We start from the raw sequence: 16710 nt of genomic DNA, 5'->3' as shown, positions 1-16710 counted from the left end.
ATATCGAAATCCAATGCTCGAATGTTAAGAAACTCCTTTAAAAAGCGCTATCATTCGGAGGATTGAAGTATAGAAAGGAGCTCTATACGGACTTAAGATAAATAGGAGAGAAGCTGAATCGAGATGTAGCAGGGCATGCTGCACTAAATAAAAAGGGAGGGTATTTGATGCATAAAGCAAGCGCTATCAAAACAGTCAGGGGCAATAATTTTTGGTACAGATTAAAAGAGCAGAAATGGTTATTTTTGCTAATGCTCCCTGCCATAATTGCGACATTGCTATTTTCCTATGGACCTATGTTTGGTATGTATATGGCATTTACAAACTATCAACCGGGTGGAGGAACATTTTTTCAACAATTTTTCCATGCTGACTTTGTTGGCTTTAAGTGGTTTGAATATTTCTTTACCACAGGAGACTTCTACCGTGTAATGCGTAATACGCTTGCGACAAGCCTCTTGACCTTGCTATTCGGGTTTCCTGCGCCGATCATACTCGCGCTTGTGCTGAATGAAGCAAAACAGGGATTTTTCAAACGCTTTACGCAGACGGTTTCTTATCTACCGCATTTTATCTCATGGGTTATCGCCGCTAACATTGTTATTACGCTGCTAGCTTCCGATGGGATGTTCAACAATCTTTTAGTAACGCTCGGGATTGTTAACGAACCGGTAGCTTTTCTACAAAACGGACCTTTATTCTGGTGGATTATCGCCTTATCTAATATGTGGAAAGAAATGGGCTTTAGCGCCATTATGTACCTAGCTGCAATATCCGCTATTAATCCGGAGCTTTACGAAGCCGCAAGAGTAGATGGAGCTAGCCGATTCAAGCAAATGTGGAATATTACGCTCCCTGCTTTACGTCCAACTATCGTGATATTGGCCATTCTTGCAGTCGGAGGTATTTTGAATGCCGGCTTTGAACAACAATATCTATTGCAAAATAACACTGTACTTGAGTACTCGGAAGTTATCGATATTTATGCATACAAATACGGGTTGCAAAACAGCATGTTCTCATACGGGGCTGCCGTGGGGGTATTCAAATCCGTTATTGCCTTCATTCTTGTTGTAATCGTGAATCGAATTTCTAGAAAAGTGAACGACCAAGCGTTGTTCTAAATAACAAAATGGAGAGGAGCGCTTGAGATGTTTTTGAACAGATACGGAGATCATATCTTTAAGTGTTTTGTATATTTGATTCTTATCCTTGTATTGCTAGTTACCTTCTTACCTTTTTGGAATATTCTCGTTCTTTCATTAAATGCTGCTGAGGATACTGTTCGTGGCGGCGTCTACTTTTGGCCAAGAGATATCACCTTTGATAGCTACAAACAAATTTTGAAAGATACCGAAATTATGAATGGGATATGGGTAACGGTTAAACGGACCGTAATTGGTGCACCACTATCGGTTCTTGTGATTACGATGCTTGCTTATCCGCTAAGCCGGCGGAATTTGATGGGACGCAAGGGTTGGAACCTTTACTTCGTCTTTACGATGTATTTCGGAGGCGGTTTGATTCCTTATTACATGGTGCTTAAAGCCCTGAATATGATCGACACTTTCTCCGTTTTTATTCTGCCAGGCTTGATGAATGTCTTCTATATGATTATTGTCCGTACCTTTATGGAGGGATTACCTGGTGAGATTGAGGAGTCAGCGAAGGTAGATGGAGCGAACGACTTAATGATTTTCTTCCGGATTGTGCTGCCGTTAACAACACCAGTACTCGCGACAGTGGGCCTCTTTCAGGCAATATCGCATTGGAACTCGTGGTTTGACTCCTATGCATTTACTTACAGCTCAGACCTGAAGACCTTGCAAGCGGTCCTCGTCAAAATACTGAGTCAATTCCAGACCGGAGGTATGGTATCGCAATCGCAAATGCTGGCTAACTCCGCTAAGCGAAATGCTGTTTCAAGCGATACGATCCGGATGGCAGCGACGATGGTTGCAACATTGCCTATCGTTCTAGTATATCCGTTCCTGCAAAAGTATTTTGTTAAGGGTATGACTTTGGGAGCTGTTAAGAGTTAATATGATTAAATAACCGAACGCCAGCCGGAGAGGAGTTGTCCAGCTGGCGGCCCTGAAGGGGGGTGAGCGGACAGACTTGCTTGGTTGCTTGATAGACTTGTGACGTAACTTAATTAATGGGAGGAATTAGGGTGTCTATGATAAAGAAAAACAAATTGTTGAGCGTAAGTATAACTGCTGCATTATCTGCTTCACTATTAGCGGGCTGTGGCTCTAATGGTGGAACAGACAATACAAACAAAGCGGCTGGAGACAATACAAAACAAGAGCCGATTACACTTACATGGTTTGATTCGAATACTAAGGGAGAGCCTTTTACTGATGCTGTCGCCCAAGAAATCACTAAAAAGACTGGCATTGAGATCTCCATTCAGCAGCCAACAGGAAATCCGACAGAGAAGCTAAGCTTGATGCTTGCCAGCGGTGACTATCCGGATGTGGTCGTGATGAGCCGTGGGGATGCTTCACTTGATAAATACATTACAAGCGGTGCCTTCATTCCACTCGATGAGCTGATTGAGAAGAATGGCCCTGATATCAAGGAAATGTATGGCGACACACTGACCAAGACTCGTTATAAAGACGGAAAGAACTATTACTTGGCTAACTGGTATGGACTAGATAGTGATCCAGTCTTCGGGATGCTGATGAGAAAAAATCTGCTTGCAGATCTGGCTCCGGACAAAGCAGATGGCAGAGCACCGCTTACAACAGATGAATTAGAAGCGATTTTGAAGGATTTTAAAGCAAAAAACAAGACGATTGATGGAAAAGAATCGATTCCAATGACCATGAACGGCGAGAATATGGGCGCCAACCTTGGAACATTCAAAGGCATGTGGGGTCTGAAAACTTACTATGATAACAATGGAACATTGCAATATGATGTTAAGGATCCAAAGTATCGTGAAATGTTGCTCTACGTAAATAAATTATACAGAGAAGGTCTGATTGAGAAGGAATTTGCGATTAGCAAAACGCAAACTTGGGTTCAAAAGTTGGCTACTGGCGCAGTATTCTCCACACCAGGCGCTTACTGGGATCCAGGTAACGGGAACGGAACTTTGAAGAAGGATGGCGGAGAAGATAATCAGCTCTTCCCATACAAGGTAGTTGCCCCTGGAGTAGACCCTGCCCAAACGACATTTGGACCAAGAAGCTCACTTGGATGGGATGCTATCGCTATTACGAAGAACAACAAGCACCCTGAAGAAACAATGAAGCTGTTCAATTTCTTGGCAAGTGATGAAGGACAGCATTTGCTGCTGTGGGGCCAAGAAGGCGTTCAATACACCATGGTGGATGGCAAGAGACAACCGGACCCTGCATTCTTGGATAGCTTCAAGGAAAACTGGGACGACACAGTCAAGAAGAGCGGTGTCCGCAAATGGTTGTGGTTTATCAAAAATGGTCTGGATGCAAATGAACAGCCTTACGATATGGCCGTTAAATATCAACGCAGTGAAGTAGATCAGATGGCAATCAAGAGTCTTGGGGATTCCGTATGGGATACAGCGGCATATGACAACTTGAGCCCTGATGGCGGAACACCTGAAGCACTGACTGCACAGAAGGTAAAGGATATTATGGATCAAAGTATTACGAGAGTAATCATTGCTCCTACTGAAGCCGAAGCCAATGCGACATTCGATAAGATGCTTGCGGAAATGAAAAAGGCTGGGGATGAGAAAGTAGAAGAAATCATTAACCAAAAGTACGCAGAGCGTATGGAGCTGTGGAATTCAAAATAATTATTGTAAGGGCTTCCTCTCTGCATTCAGGCAGAGGGGGAGCCTTTTTCTATGTTTTCAAATGTTAATTAAACTAGTCTATTAGCATGCGCATTTTTGCGGAAATCCAGCGGGGCCTGGTGATAGTACTTTTTGAATTGATGATAGAAATGGCTGACATTGTCAAAGCCGGACTCCAGAGCAATTTCGACCACACGTAGTTCTGTAGTAAGTAGCAGATTACGTGCCACGTTGAGCCTAAGTTGGTTGATATATTCTGTTGGTGTCTGGTTCAAGTACTGGCGAAAGGCCCGGTTGACATGACCGGCGCTTCTGCCCGATAACTCGTACAGGGCATGAAGGCCTTTGTTTAAGTTTTCTTTTAGATGCATCTTGGAAACGGCATGTTCGAGCCACAGTGGGAATTCTGGCTGCTCGATGGTTTCTGGAGAGAAAAAATGCTGGGTAAGTGTATCTACGAGTATTCCTTTCAGATAAATCCTGGACTTTACTTTGTCTAAGGTAGAAAGCATTCGGATGCGTTCGAAAGAACGAATGAAATCATCCATCTCCATTTGAGATAACATGGCGATTCTAGGGAGCGGAGTATGTAATAGCCCGTGCAGGAATTCTTCTTCATTCAGGTAACTAAAGGCATCATTAATGAGGCTTTTTCGGCAGGGAATGTTCAGAAAGCGGCAATCGCTATCCCCGTCAGCTTCATAGCGATGGGTATCATCGGGCCGGATGAAGACAAGGCAGCCAGATTGAAGAAGCTGGGCAGCCCCGTTGACGATATGCCGGCATCGGCCTTCAGTGAGTATGAAAAATTCATAAAAATCATGCGTATGTTCTGGGGATACCTGACTCAGAGATTCTACCCAGAAGGGATCAGCTAGCAATTCGGGGTTTATATGGCTTGCCTCAGTGTATTTGATCATGTTTTTCCTCCAGTGTTAGTGATGTAAAAATAGCACACTATTTTTGCGAACACAATAGAAGAAATGTATACATATTATTGTTAAAATTTTAATACAAGAAGTCAAAATAGCACATTTGTGGAGGCGGAAATATGCAACTTGTCAATCTAAACGGAAAATGGGAAATGAAACGGCTTCATGAACCGAAATGGCTGGAAGCCAGCGTGCCAGGCTCTGTCTACCATGATTTGTTGAATGCCGGTGAAATGCCAGATCCGTTCTACCGCGAGCAGGAGTATGAGGTTCTGGAACTGTCCAATTACGATTACGAATATAAGCGTAGTTTTCAGCTGGAAGCAGGCGTACTAGAGCATGACCGAGTATTTCTGCTGTGTGAAGGGCTCGATACGCTTTGTGAGCTTTCCCTGAATGGAACTAATATTCTGAACAGTGACAATATGCACCGGACCTATGAAGTGGATATTAAGTCTGTATTGATACCCGGAGAAAATATCATTCATGCTATTTTTCGCTCCCCGGTAGAATTTACCCTAAGAAAGCAAGCGGAGTTGCCGCTTAGTGGATGTGCGGATGCGGTAGAGGGGATATCTCATCTGCGCAAAGCGCACTCCATGTTCGGCTGGGACTGGGGTCCAAAGTTACCCGATCTAGGAATCTGGCGTAGTCTCTCTATTCAGGGTTACAACAGTGCTCGCCTTGATGATGTTTATATTACGCAATTCCATGAGAAGGATAAGGTCATGCTGGATGTTCGAGTTAGAACAGAGAGCTGGCAAGCGGCTGATCGAGAAATTGTGGTTAAAGTTCACACACCAGCGGGTCTGTGCATTGAGCATCGTGTGTCTGAAATGATTGGGACGGATCAACATATTGCACTGGAAATTATGGAGCCAGAGCTGTGGTGGCCGAATAATCTCGGTGCTCAGCCACTGTATAACGTAGAGGTTGTAATTGAGGAAAAGTCACAGGAGTTAGATCGTAGAGAATTTCGGATTGGACTTAGAACCATTACTGTGAAGCAGGAAGAAGATCAGTGGGGAGAATCGTTTGCTTTTGAAGTCAACGGTGTGCTTATTTTCTCTACAGGTGCCGACTATATTCTGGAAGACAATCTTCTACCTCGCGTGTCTAGGGATCGCACGGATCGCTTGCTCCAAAGCTGTGTCGCTGCCAATTTCAATACGATTCGCGTATGGGGTGGCGGGTATTACCCGGATGATTATTTCTATGATCTCTGCGATGAATATGGCCTCATTGTCTGGCAGGATCATCTGTATGCCTGCGGCATTTATGCTCTGACGGAAGCCTTCGAGGAGAATATCACTCACGAGACCATCGATAACATGAAACGTCTTCGCCATCATGCTTCGCTAGGCTTGTGGTGCGGCAACAACGAGCAGGAGCTGGCTTGGGACGAATGGGACTGGGAGAAGCATTACTCACTGCAGCTTAAGGCAGATTATATTAAGCAATATGAGGTGCTTCTACCGGCAATCGCTAAAGAAATTGATCCGAATACCTTCTACTGGCGTGCTTCACCATCCTCCAAAGGTAGCTTTGACAAGCCAAATGACGAGAATTACGGAGATATGCATTATTGGGGAGTCTGGCATGGGAAGGAACCGTTTACCGATTACCGGAAGCTATATCCGCGCTATATGTCTGAATTCGGGTTACAGTCGTTTCCGGGCCTGAAGACCATCGAGTCGTTCACGCTGCCGGAGGATCGCAATATCTTCTCTTATGTCATGGAGTCCCATCAGAAGAACAATACCGGGAATGAGAAAATTCTCTATTATATTGGGGAGACCTACAAATATCCGAAAGATTTTGATTCTGTATTGTATGCCTCACAGCTGATCCAAGCAGAAGGGATGCGTTGCGGCGTTGAGCACTGGCGTAGACATAGAGGTCGCTGCATGGGTGCATTGTACTGGCAGTTGAATGACTGCTGGCCGGTAGCTTCTTGGTCCAGTATCGATTATTATGGCCGGTGGAAGGCTATGCATTATGCGGCTAAACATTTCTTCGCGCCGATTCTTGTTTCTGCCCATGACGAAGGAACGAAGGTCTTCCTTCATGTCTCTAACGAAAGCAGAGAACAAGTTATTGGTGAACTGAGTTGGAGACTGCTTACTACGACATCGGAGGTCTTGCTGGAAGGCACAAAGCCAGTGGAGATTGCCGCGTTAAGTACTGCTGAGTTCGAACAGCTTGATTTCGGCCACATACTGGATACGAAAGGGAAGAAACGTGAGACTTATCTGGAATATTCTTTTGAGGTAGAGAGCGAGACAAAGAGTGGCGGCACGGTCCTGTTTGTGAAGCCGAAGCATTTTAGCTTCGTTAACCCTGAGCTTGAAGCTATGCTTACCGAGGAAGAAGAAAAATTTGTCATTACCGTGAAGGCTAAGACGTATGCTCGTTTTGTCGGCCTAGACTTCAAGGAGAGAGATGCCATCTTCAGCGACAACTATTTTGATATGTCGGGTGGTACAACTAGGACCATTACCATCGCTAAAAAAGATCTCGACAAGCCAGCTACGGTGGAAGAACTTCGTGCACAGCTTACTGTACGTTCCGTATTTGATATTTAATTAGGAAGATTCACAGGAAGTAGGCCCTTATCTTGGGGCCTCTTTTTTTATGTATTTTTTTTACTATAGCCGCTAATAATCATTTATTGGTCTGCAAAGCTTAATAACATGAAATTGAATTTTTTATAGATCAATATTTTACTACTTAAGGTATAGATATTAAGATTGTATCCCCTTCCAATTATCTTTAAAATAGACTTCAAACAACAAGATAAATTAAGTCAGTTATATTACAACAAGATCTGATAAGAAGAGTAGGAGGATATTATGAGCATTTATTATGATGACAGCCGCAAGGTGTTTCATTTACAGTCTGAGCAGTCCAGCTACGTTATTGAAGTCGTTAGAGGTGAGCTTCCAGCGCATGTCTATTGGGGTCCTAAATTAGAAGGAATAGTGCAACCGCTGAATTTGGTGGAACGTTGCTCTTTTAGCCCGACCTACACAATGGAGGACAAGAGAATCTCCCTCGACACTATTCCGAGTGAATTTCCGTCTTATGGGAATGGTGATTTCCGGGAACCAGCGCTTGAGGTTCATTTGGTAGATGGTACGACCGTTACGGATTTCCTTTATAAGAGCTATAAGATCAATAAAGGGAAGCCTGAGTTAAAGGGATTGCCTTCCACTTATGTTGAAAGTGAAGAAGAAGCAGAGACACTGGAACTTTTTCTTCAAGATGACAAAAGCGGGCTGATTGCTGTATTGAGCTACACCGTGTTTAATAATCAGGATGTGATCACACGTTCTGTACGGATTGAGAATCAAGGTAAGGACAATGTGGTGCTGAAGCGTGTGTTAAGCGCAAATGTTGACTTCCATGATTCTGATTATGACATGCTGCAATTATCTGGTACTTGGACAAGAGAACGTCATATCCACAAAAGACCACTCGTGCCTGGTATCCAACGAATTGACAGTAAGCGCGGCGCTAGTAGCTCCACGCAGAATCCTTTTATGGCTTTGCTTGCAAAAGATGCAACAGAGGACCACGGTGAAGTATACGGGTTCAGCCTTGTGTACAGCGGAAGCTTTCTTGCGCAAGCAGAAGTGGATCCATACGGTATTTCCAGAGTGGGCATCGGCATTCAACCGTTTAATTTTCAATGGTTGCTTGAACCGGGAGAATCCTTCCAGGCTCCTGAAGCAGTGCTGGTAAGATCCAGCCAAGGCCTTGGCGGATTATCAAGAACATATCACCGTCTGTACCGGACCCGGTTATGCAGAGGTGAATTCCGTGATCGGAAGCGCCCTATTCTCATCAACAACTGGGAAGCGACCTATTTTAATTTCAACGCAGATAAAATCAAAGAAATTGCTCAAGCAGGTAAAGATCTTGGCCTTGAACTGTTTGTCTTAGATGACGGCTGGTTTGGGAAACGAGACAATGATGATAGCTCCCTCGGAGATTGGGTAGAGGATCGCCGCAAGCTTCCAGAGGGTCTCGGAAAACTCGGGGAAGACATTACGGCAATGGGCATGGAGTTCGGATTATGGTTCGAACCGGAAATGGTGTCGCCAGAAAGCGATCTTTATCGCGAGCATCCGGATTGGTGTCTTCATGTACCAGGTCACAAAAGAACGTTAGCTCGCCAGCAGCTTGTTCTGGATTTATCCCGTAAGGATGTATGTGATTATATTGTGGAATCGGTTAGCTCCGTGCTGTCATCGGCTCCAATTACTTATGTGAAATGGGATATGAACCGGAATATGACGGAGATTGGGTCTGCTCTTCTTCCTGCAGAACGTCAACGCGAAACGGCTCACCGCTATATTCTTGGACTTTATGATGTGCTGGAACGTATCGTCACCCGTTTCCCTCATATTTTGTTCGAAAGCTGCTCCGGCGGCGGCGGACGATATGATCCGGGAATGCTGTACTATATGCCACAGACCTGGACCAGTGATGATTCGGACGCGATTGAAAGATTGAAGATCCAATATGGAACAAGCATGGTGTATCCTGCAAGCTCTATGTGTGCTCACGTATCGGCTGTTCCTAACCATCAGGTGCACCGTATCACACCACTCGAAACACGCGGTCATGTTGCGATGTCTGGTAACTTTGGCTACGAACTAGATATGACCAAGCTAACTGATGATGAGCGGGAGGATATCCGGAAACAGGTTTCTGAGTACAAGGAACTGAGAATGCTGATTCAGTTCGGTGATTTCTATCGACTGCTTAGTCCATTTGAGGGGAATCAGACTGCGTGGATGTTTGTTTCGGATGATAAAAAAGAAGCTTTTGCCACGTACTTCAGAGTTCTGGCCGAGCCTAATGCACCTCTCCGTAGATTGCGGTTGAAAGGACTCGACCCAGCTAAGAACTACAAACTTGAGCTTAACGGTGAAGTGTACAGAGGGGATGAGCTGATGCACTTCGGACTCTCACTTCCACAGCTTGAGGGCGATTTCAAAAGCTTATTATTTGTACTCAAAGAGGTTTAATAAGAAAAGGAGTAAGCCACTGGCTTGCTCCTTTGTTATATGGATCAATTTTCGAAAAATACATGTTTGGTTTGGAACGCTAGATCCTGTTCGCGGTAAGTCGAAGGATTGACCCCAAAATAGGACCGGAAAACCTTTCCGAAGTAGCTGGCATTATCAAATCCGCTTTCCGTCGCAATCTGGTTGATACTCAAATCTGTTGTTTTGAGTTTGGAAGCTGCCAACTCGATCCGCCGTCTTTTTAAATATTCAAAGGGTGAAAGATTGATGTTTTTTTGAAACAGTCTGCAAAGATGATGTTTGGAAACACCAACATGAGCGGCAACATCGTCTAAGCTTAGATTATTATTATGCAGATCATCCTTCATGAATTGAATAGCGGCGTGAAGCTTGTCATTTTTTATATAGGTGGTTAACAAATTTGGTTTCTTGAGGTATTTCTCCATGGACAAGATCCACTGAAAGACTTTTCCCGTTAAAAGATGCAAATCTCTTTCTTCATGAACCTGAATGTCCTTGAATGTACTCCACAATAAATCTATCGAAACCGATTCTTGGGGGAGTTCTACAATTGGACCGCAATGAGCAGCGAGTTGGTTCCAAAGTGAAATCGCTAAAGGCCCCCGTAGATTGAGCCATAAAACTTCCCAAGGCTCGGTGCCTTCTTCCGGATAATAATACCTGTGTATGCTGGGGACAGTCACTAGAAAAGCTTTGCCCTTCGTTAACCGATGAACAACCCCATCTATTTCAATTCTACCTTCTCCCGATAATGTGTACTGAAAAATAACACAACTTCTCTCCGTCCGGTTCTGGCCGTTGAAGGAGTAGGCAGGTGAATCGAGTTGTTCCCAACCGATAGAATCAAACAGAAGCATGGAAGCTTCTTCTTCCGAGCGAAAGGTGTAGGAGGAACGGAACATTAGCAAAATTCCTTTCTAGAAAAAGCTTTTGAGTACAGATCAATAATTTACTACTGTTGTTTACTCTATCAAAGTGTAAACTTTTTTCGTTGTCTGTTCAATCTCTGTTGAATACGCAGGTCTGGATGCTCATTTTTTATAGCACATGGATGCACTCTAATGAACAGTGATCTCGTTCGGTCTGGATTAGATTATTCTCAGCTTTAAAAAAATCAGATCCGGTGTGGTGGGGGAAATTACCTCACCTTTTTTGTTGCTTAAAATTCCCGATTACGCATATAATACAAACAAGTGTTCTTATTTTTATGGAGGCGATCGCATGCAAATCAGCATCGGCCAAATAATTGAAATTATATATCAGGATAAGGCGAGAAATATCAGCCAGCGGAAAATTGAAATACACAGTATCCGTGACGGACGCATACGAGCAAGCTGTCTGACTACAGGAACGCCTCGCATGTTCTTGGCAGCAAATATTCTTTCATGGCAGCCCGTGCAGGAAAAGCGTCATGCCTAAGGAGCGTGTCATACTACTGTCTGACTGCCAGGCATTTTACGCCTCTGTGGAGAAGGCTGCCCATCCTGAATATCGAGATAAACCTGTTGCAGTAGGGGATCCGACAAGAATGAACGGTATTGTGTTGGCGGCCTGCCCGCTTGCAAAAGCGAAGGGGGTAACAACGGCTTCGCGTGTAGGTGAAGCTTTAGCAAAATGCCCAGAGCTAATCGTAATAAGGCCACGCATGGGGACTTACATTAAAGTATCACTCTTGATATCAGAGATTTACCGAACATATACCGATCTGGTAGAACCCTACAGTATCGATGAGCAGTTTCTGGATGTCACAGGATCTCTTGCGTATTTCGGAGGATCGCTGCAGGATATGATTCATAAAATTCAGCACCATGTTTTACTTTCGACGGGAGTCTGGACACGGGTAGGTATTGGATCTACTAAGGTTATGGCAAAGATGGCGACAGATAACTACGCCAAAAAGATGAAGGATGGGATATATGAACTTTCTTTTGACCAATTAGAGACGACCCTTTGGAAACTTCCCGTGCAGGATATGTTTATGGTAGCGGCTAGAATGACCAAGAATTTTTGGCGTATGGGTATATCCACAATTGGAGATATTGCGCGAATGGAACTGTCAGAATTTAAGCGACGAATGCGAACTACCATGGGTAAGCAAAGTGATATTCAAGCGGAATATTATTGGCAAACTGCGCGCGGGCTAGATCCTAGTCCAGTGGTCACAGGAATGCGTCATCAAATCAAATCAGTGGGACATGGTAAGGCTCTGCGCTGGAATTTATACACCAGGCATACGGATATTGAGGTTGTGCTGCTTGAGCTCGTCATTGAAGTATGCCAGCGAGCCCGGCGGTATGGTTATATGGGATCGGTAGTATCTATTTCAGTTTTAGAGACGGACGGAGAGCGTTCAAATGCTTACGAGCGTCAGATGACATTGCCCGAACCCACATCACTAACACACGAAGTAGCTGCTGCTGCGCAAAAATTATTTGCAGACAACTGGTCAGGCCTTCCCATAGGTCGATTAGCGATTTCCTTGTCTAACCTATCAGATGATAGCGTCATCCAACTTACACTCTTTGATGACAGGGTTCGGGCTTACAACAAAGAACGTGCAATCGATCAAATAAAAGCTCGTTATGGCAGTAAAGCTCTAATCAGAGCTTCATCTATGCTTGAATCCGGTGTTGCCTTAGAAAGAGCTGAACAGATTGGAGGTCACTATAAATGAGTAAACTTGAGGGTAATGAACGCTGGAAAACGAAAATGATCATGACCGAGCATGTTGAGCAGTATGAGGAACAGCAGCGTGAGAACCCAGATAAAATGATAACTATGGAGGAACGTACGATGGTTCGAGACCTCATTTTGCTTCCTTATATAGATACTATGGTTAGCAAGAGTCTGAAGGAGATCGAGCCCTCCAGCAATATTCTTAAACGTGCCTATTTGATGGCTGGTCAAGCCATTCAACGCCGGATCATGCAGGATACTTATCGGCTGCAAAAAGAGCTGAAACAGCGGAATATCAGGGTGCTGGCAGATGAACAGGAGGAATTCTTGGTGTATTACAAAATCTTTTGCCGAGGATATCAGGAACGCTTTGGTTTAACTCGAGATGTTATGCGTACAGAGATAAGCTTAAGGTTGACTAAATACACAGCTGAACTCGGAGCAATATTAAAAGATCATTTGAAATAAAACAAGGCTTTGTCAGTAATTATACTGGCGTGGTCTTGTTTTATGTGAACCAGAAATTAATCCCGGAGACCTTCTACTGATGGAATAATCGCCCAGGGATATGATAAGCTCATGTAGAGTTATCATATCCCTAAACAGAGGAGGGAAATCTATGAGCCGTTTGATCACAGGGAACACTTATTATGGATTTCAGGTTGTTAATGAGGAATTTATCCCGGAGAACGAATCCAACGTATTCACGCTGGAACATCTGAAGAGCGGCGCCAGGCTGCTGTTCGTGCAGAATCAGGATGACAACAAGGTATTTAGTGTAAGCTTCAGGACCCCGCCTGAAGATAGTACGGGGGTCTTTCATATTTTGGAGCATTCCGTATTATGTGGTTCAGAGAAATATCCGGTCAAGGAACCTTTTGTAGAATTACTGAAAGGCTCGATGCAGACGTTCCTGAACGCATTTACGTTTGGGGATAAGACGATGTATCCAGTAGCGAGCCGAAACGATCAGGACTTCTCTAATTTGGTGGAGGTTTATCTGGATAGTGTTTTTCAACCAAATATTTATAAGCAACAAGAAATTTTTGAGCAAGAGGGCTGGCATTACGAGCTTCAGCATCCCGAAGATGAGTTAATCTATAAAGGCGTGGTTTACAACGAGATGAAAGGTTCATATTCCTCGCCGACTACGGTATTGATGGATAGAATCAAAAAGTCATTGTATCCGGACACGATTTACCGTCATTCTTCAGGTGGAGATCCACAGGAAATTCCTGCGCTAACCTATGAGCAGTTTCTCAAGGCGCACAGCAATTATTATCATCCGTCCAACAGTTATTTTTATCTCTACGGAGACGTTAATATTGAAGAAAAGCTGCAATTTATAGACCAGGAATATCTTGGGTCTTATGAACGAAATAGCTTCGATACTTCCATTGCGCTACAACAGCCCATTGGAATGACGGAGCTGGTAGCGGATTATCCGATTCTGGAAGCTGAAGCAGCCACTGATAAGACTTATTTGAGTCTAAATTATGTGATTGGAACTTCTACTGATCGGGAACTGAACCTTGCTTTTGATATTTTAAAAAGCATGCTGATGGACAGCAACGCAGCTCCGCTCAAGCAAGCCTTGCTCGAAAGCGGACTTGGCAAAGACGCGTTTGCTTTTTATTCCGACAGTATGGTTCAACCGCTGCTTGGTATTACGCTGACGCATTCCAATGCCTCCTCCAAAGATGCCTTTGTGGAGCTGGTGAAGACTACATTAAAGCGTTTGGTCCAGGACGGACTAGATGAGAAGCTGGTGCTGGCAGCGGTCAACAGTAAGGAATTTGAACTGCGGGAAGCGGACTTTAATCAGTATCCGAAGGGTCTTACTTACAATATCGAAGTGATGAAGTCCTGGCTCTATGACGGTCAGCCGACTACTCACATGCGCTATGAAGAGGTGCTCACAGCCATTCGGGAAAAGCTTGCGGACCGTTATTTTGAGAAGCTGATTGAGGACTATTTGCTGAACAGTGATCATTTCAGTGTGGTGGTACTGAACCCGTCCAAGACGATCGCAGCGGAAAAGGAAGCATCCACTCAGCATCAATTGAGTGAATACAAAGCGTCACTGCAACCAGATCAGTTGGAGCAGCTTGTTCAGAGTACACAGCATCTTCTGGCGCGGCAGAGTCGTGCGGATGCAGCCGAAGATTTACAGAAGCTACCGAGCTTGTCTTTACAGGATATTAACCGCAGCGTAGAACCTCAGGTGCCGACCTATGAACAAATCAATGAGGGAATAAAAGTGATCCACCATGAGGTAGCTACCCATAAGATTACCTACTGCAAGCTTTATTGGGATACGGGTGTTATAGCCCCTGAAAAGATTCCTTATTTGGTGCTATTGGCAGAGGTATTGGGACAAATGGAGACTGCGTCCTACAGCATCGAAGAGCTCACCAGTGAAATCGGGATCAAAACCGGGGGCATATATTTCAGGAATGAGCTCTATGGCGCTGCAAAAGCTACGGGGGCGAGCTATCAGCCTAAATTCTCTGCGCTGGTGAAGGTGATGGCGGGGCATATTGGTGAATCACTGGACCTGCTGCGAGAGATACTCTACACAAGTGCGCTCGACAATCTGACCAAGCTGCAGGAAATCGTCCGCCGGGAAGCCTCGCAGATGGAATCGATTCTGAATCAAAGAGGGAATGAGATTGCGGCCAGCCGTCTGATGTCCTATTTCTCGGACATGGGAGCGTATCAGGAACAACAGGGCGGCGTTACTTATTACCGCTTTATCCGCGAGCTTGCGGAGACGTTTGACCAACAGGGAGCTCAGGTGGCAGACACACTGAAGGGCATCTGTGGGGATTTGTTCAATAAAAACAATTTGATCATCAGCGTGACTGGTACGCCTGATTTGTATGAAGAATTCATAGCTAATGCAGCGAAGCTGGGTATCCAGGATCGGCCAGTAGTAAATAAGCCTAAGATTACGGCACAGGGACATGCGGACAATGAAGGATTCATGTCTTCCAGCCAGGTGCAATATGTGGTCAAAGGATACGACTTCACTAAGCTAGGATTCACATATTCAGGCAAAATGCAGGTGCTCAAGAAAATCATGAGCCTTACCTATCTGTGGAATGCCGTACGTGTGAAGGGCGGTGCCTATGGTGGAAACCTGGTTCTGCGCAGAGATGGGATGATGATGTTCACGTCCTACCGTGATCCGAATTTGCAGGAGACGCTGGAGGTTTATGATCAGGCGTACCGTTTTGCTGAGGGGTATGAAGCAGATCCCGACGAGATGACCAAAGCGATCATTGGCACCTTATCTATGCTGGATCAGCCTCTTAGTCCCAGCGCACAGGGACGGCGGGCGGACCGGCATTATTTTGAACAGGTGACGGAGGCCGAGCTGCAGCGAGAGCGGGATGAAATCTTGTCGACAACACCGGAAGATATCAGACAGTACACCGATTTACTTAAGGCTGTGACGGAACAGAACTATTTCACTGTAGTCGGCAATGCGTCCAAGCTGAAATCGACAAAAGCATTATTCGGAAGTTTAGAGGAACTTGTGAAGTAAGTTTCTCTAATCGCTCCTTTTCAGTACATGTCTACGGGCATGTGCTGGAGAGGGGCGTTTTTTAATAAGGTGAACTAAAAAAACATTCTACAAGGGAACAGTGGCCGGAAGTCCAAACATTCACCGCCGTCATGTACTTACCTTAAAGGAAGAATAAAACCAGTTTATTTAGTTAGAATATTGACAGTTAGAGTTCTAACTATTATGATAATGATGTTACTTAGAGTTCTAACTAATACGAATGCGGAGGAAATAATAATGAGCAAACCCGTTGAAAATACACCATTTTCTAATTTGATTCGAGAGATCGGGATGAAACTAAAAAGTACAGCTGACGCCAGGCTGAATGAGCTAGGGCTGAATTCACAGCAAGGACGCATGATCGGTTATATTTTTGAGCATCAAGAAAAAGGTGTAATTCAAAAGGATTTGGCGGAAGTCTTTAATAGAAAAGGGGCGAGTATCACCAGCATGCTTCAAGGGTTAGAAAAGAAAGGCTATATCAAGCGTGTCACACCTGAAAATGATGAACGGCAGAAGAGCATTTTTGTTTTGGAAAAGGGCGCTCTTTTGGTCGAGGAGTTCAATGAGATTTTCTCAGGGGTAGAAGCAAGCATTACAAAAGCACTCAGTCCGGAAGAAACAGCAAACTTAAAGTCTTTACTGCAAAAAGTTAATTCAAGTCTATAAACGTTCGGAGGG

The 16710-nt window shown here is 44.5% G+C and carries 12 protein-coding genes; 10 read left to right on the top strand and 2 right to left on the bottom strand.

Annotated elements, in window-relative coordinates; genetic code table 11:
* Positions 1–167 precede the first annotated feature (167 nt).
* The 3 genes from NSS87_RS23195 (at position 168) to NSS87_RS23185 (ending at position 3793) form a co-directional block, all read left to right on the top strand.
* Entirely contained in the window at positions 168–1124 is a 957-nt protein-coding gene (locus tag NSS87_RS23195) for an ABC transporter permease subunit (protein WP_042190740.1), read from the top strand.
* A 27-nt stretch (positions 1125–1151) separates the two neighbouring features.
* The gene (locus NSS87_RS23190) at positions 1152–2042 is read left to right on the top strand and encodes a carbohydrate ABC transporter permease (protein WP_042190738.1); all 891 of its coding nucleotides are present in this window, start codon (positions 1152–1154) and stop codon (positions 2040–2042) included.
* Between the two features lie 137 nt (positions 2043–2179).
* Complete coding sequence (locus NSS87_RS23185) at positions 2180–3793, top strand: extracellular solute-binding protein (protein WP_188114672.1); 1614 nt, start codon at positions 2180–2182, stop codon at positions 3791–3793.
* Between the two features lie 68 nt (positions 3794–3861).
* On the opposite strand, the gene NSS87_RS23180 is transcribed toward NSS87_RS23185, so the two are convergent.
* Positions 3862–4713 carry a helix-turn-helix domain-containing protein gene (locus tag NSS87_RS23180; protein ID WP_339243035.1) on the bottom strand — a complete coding sequence of 284 codons (852 nt, stop codon included), beginning with the start codon at positions 4711–4713 and terminating at the stop codon, positions 3862–3864.
* Between the two features lie 131 nt (positions 4714–4844).
* Between NSS87_RS23180 and NSS87_RS23175 the strand changes: the two genes are divergently transcribed.
* The gene (locus tag NSS87_RS23175; protein WP_339243033.1) at positions 4845–7310 is read left to right on the top strand and encodes a glycoside hydrolase family 2 protein; all 2466 of its coding nucleotides are present in this window, start codon (positions 4845–4847) and stop codon (positions 7308–7310) included.
* A 267-nt stretch (positions 7311–7577) separates the two neighbouring features.
* Entirely contained in the window at positions 7578–9761 is a 2184-nt protein-coding gene (locus tag NSS87_RS23170) for an alpha-galactosidase (protein WP_339243031.1), read from the top strand.
* A gap of 44 nt (positions 9762–9805) precedes the next feature.
* On the opposite strand, the gene NSS87_RS23165 is transcribed toward NSS87_RS23170, so the two are convergent.
* On the bottom strand, positions 9806–10684 hold the full coding sequence (locus NSS87_RS23165) for an AraC family transcriptional regulator (protein ID WP_042190729.1): 879 nt from the start codon (positions 10682–10684) through the stop codon (positions 9806–9808).
* A 319-nt stretch (positions 10685–11003) separates the two neighbouring features.
* Between NSS87_RS23165 and NSS87_RS23160 the strand changes: the two genes are divergently transcribed.
* From NSS87_RS23160 to NSS87_RS23140, 5 genes are all read left to right on the top strand, one after another.
* A complete protein-coding gene (locus NSS87_RS23160) occupies positions 11004–11201 on the top strand; it encodes a hypothetical protein (RefSeq protein WP_076284709.1) in 198 nt (65 codons plus the stop codon).
* Positions 11194–12456: a DNA polymerase IV gene (locus NSS87_RS23155; RefSeq protein WP_339243030.1), complete on the top strand. Its 1263-nt coding sequence runs from the start codon at positions 11194–11196 to the stop codon at positions 12454–12456. The genes NSS87_RS23160 and NSS87_RS23155 overlap by 8 nt, the downstream gene beginning before the upstream one ends.
* Positions 12453–12926: a hypothetical protein gene (locus NSS87_RS23150; protein ID WP_042190722.1), complete on the top strand. Its 474-nt coding sequence runs from the start codon at positions 12453–12455 to the stop codon at positions 12924–12926. The genes NSS87_RS23155 and NSS87_RS23150 overlap by 4 nt, the downstream gene beginning before the upstream one ends.
* Positions 12927–13077: 151 nt before the next feature.
* On the top strand, positions 13078–16008 hold the full coding sequence (locus NSS87_RS23145) for an insulinase family protein (protein WP_339243029.1): 2931 nt from the start codon (positions 13078–13080) through the stop codon (positions 16006–16008).
* A 258-nt stretch (positions 16009–16266) separates the two neighbouring features.
* Complete coding sequence (locus NSS87_RS23140) at positions 16267–16698, top strand: MarR family transcriptional regulator (RefSeq protein WP_042190718.1); 432 nt, start codon at positions 16267–16269, stop codon at positions 16696–16698.
* Positions 16699–16710 lie beyond the last annotated feature (12 nt).

This window comes from Paenibacillus sp. FSL F4-0243 (assembly GCF_037963295.1).
Taxonomy (GTDB): Bacteria; Bacillota; Bacilli; order Paenibacillales; family Paenibacillaceae; genus Paenibacillus_AQ.
Note: the sequence above shows the minus strand (reverse complement) of the source record. Positions and strands in the feature narration are given on the sequence as shown.

Excerpts from the sequence above, each read along its gene's own strand:
- NSS87_RS23160 (WP_076284709.1), top strand. The coding sequence starts at position 11,004 with ATGCAAATCAGCATCGGCCAAATAATTGAAATTATATATCAGGATAAG.
- NSS87_RS23170 (WP_339243031.1), top strand. The coding sequence starts at position 7,578 with ATGAGCATTTATTATGATGACAGCCGCAAGGTGTTTCATTTACAGTCT.
- NSS87_RS23180 (WP_339243035.1), bottom strand. The coding sequence starts at position 4,713 with ATGATCAAATACACTGAGGCAAGCCATATAAACCCCGAATTGCTAGCT.
- NSS87_RS23145 (WP_339243029.1), top strand. The coding sequence starts at position 13,078 with ATGAGCCGTTTGATCACAGGGAACACTTATTATGGATTTCAGGTTGTT.
- NSS87_RS23175 (WP_339243033.1), top strand. The coding sequence starts at position 4,845 with ATGCAACTTGTCAATCTAAACGGAAAATGGGAAATGAAACGGCTTCAT.
- NSS87_RS23190 (WP_042190738.1), top strand. The coding sequence starts at position 1,152 with ATGTTTTTGAACAGATACGGAGATCATATCTTTAAGTGTTTTGTATAT.
- NSS87_RS23195 (WP_042190740.1), top strand. The coding sequence starts at position 168 with ATGCATAAAGCAAGCGCTATCAAAACAGTCAGGGGCAATAATTTTTGG.
- NSS87_RS23185 (WP_188114672.1), top strand. The coding sequence starts at position 2,180 with ATGATAAAGAAAAACAAATTGTTGAGCGTAAGTATAACTGCTGCATTA.
- NSS87_RS23165 (WP_042190729.1), bottom strand. The coding sequence starts at position 10,684 with ATGTTCCGTTCCTCCTACACCTTTCGCTCGGAAGAAGAAGCTTCCATG.
- NSS87_RS23140 (WP_042190718.1), top strand. The coding sequence starts at position 16,267 with ATGAGCAAACCCGTTGAAAATACACCATTTTCTAATTTGATTCGAGAG.
- NSS87_RS23155 (WP_339243030.1), top strand. The coding sequence starts at position 11,194 with ATGCCTAAGGAGCGTGTCATACTACTGTCTGACTGCCAGGCATTTTAC.
- NSS87_RS23150 (WP_042190722.1), top strand. The coding sequence starts at position 12,453 with ATGAGTAAACTTGAGGGTAATGAACGCTGGAAAACGAAAATGATCATG.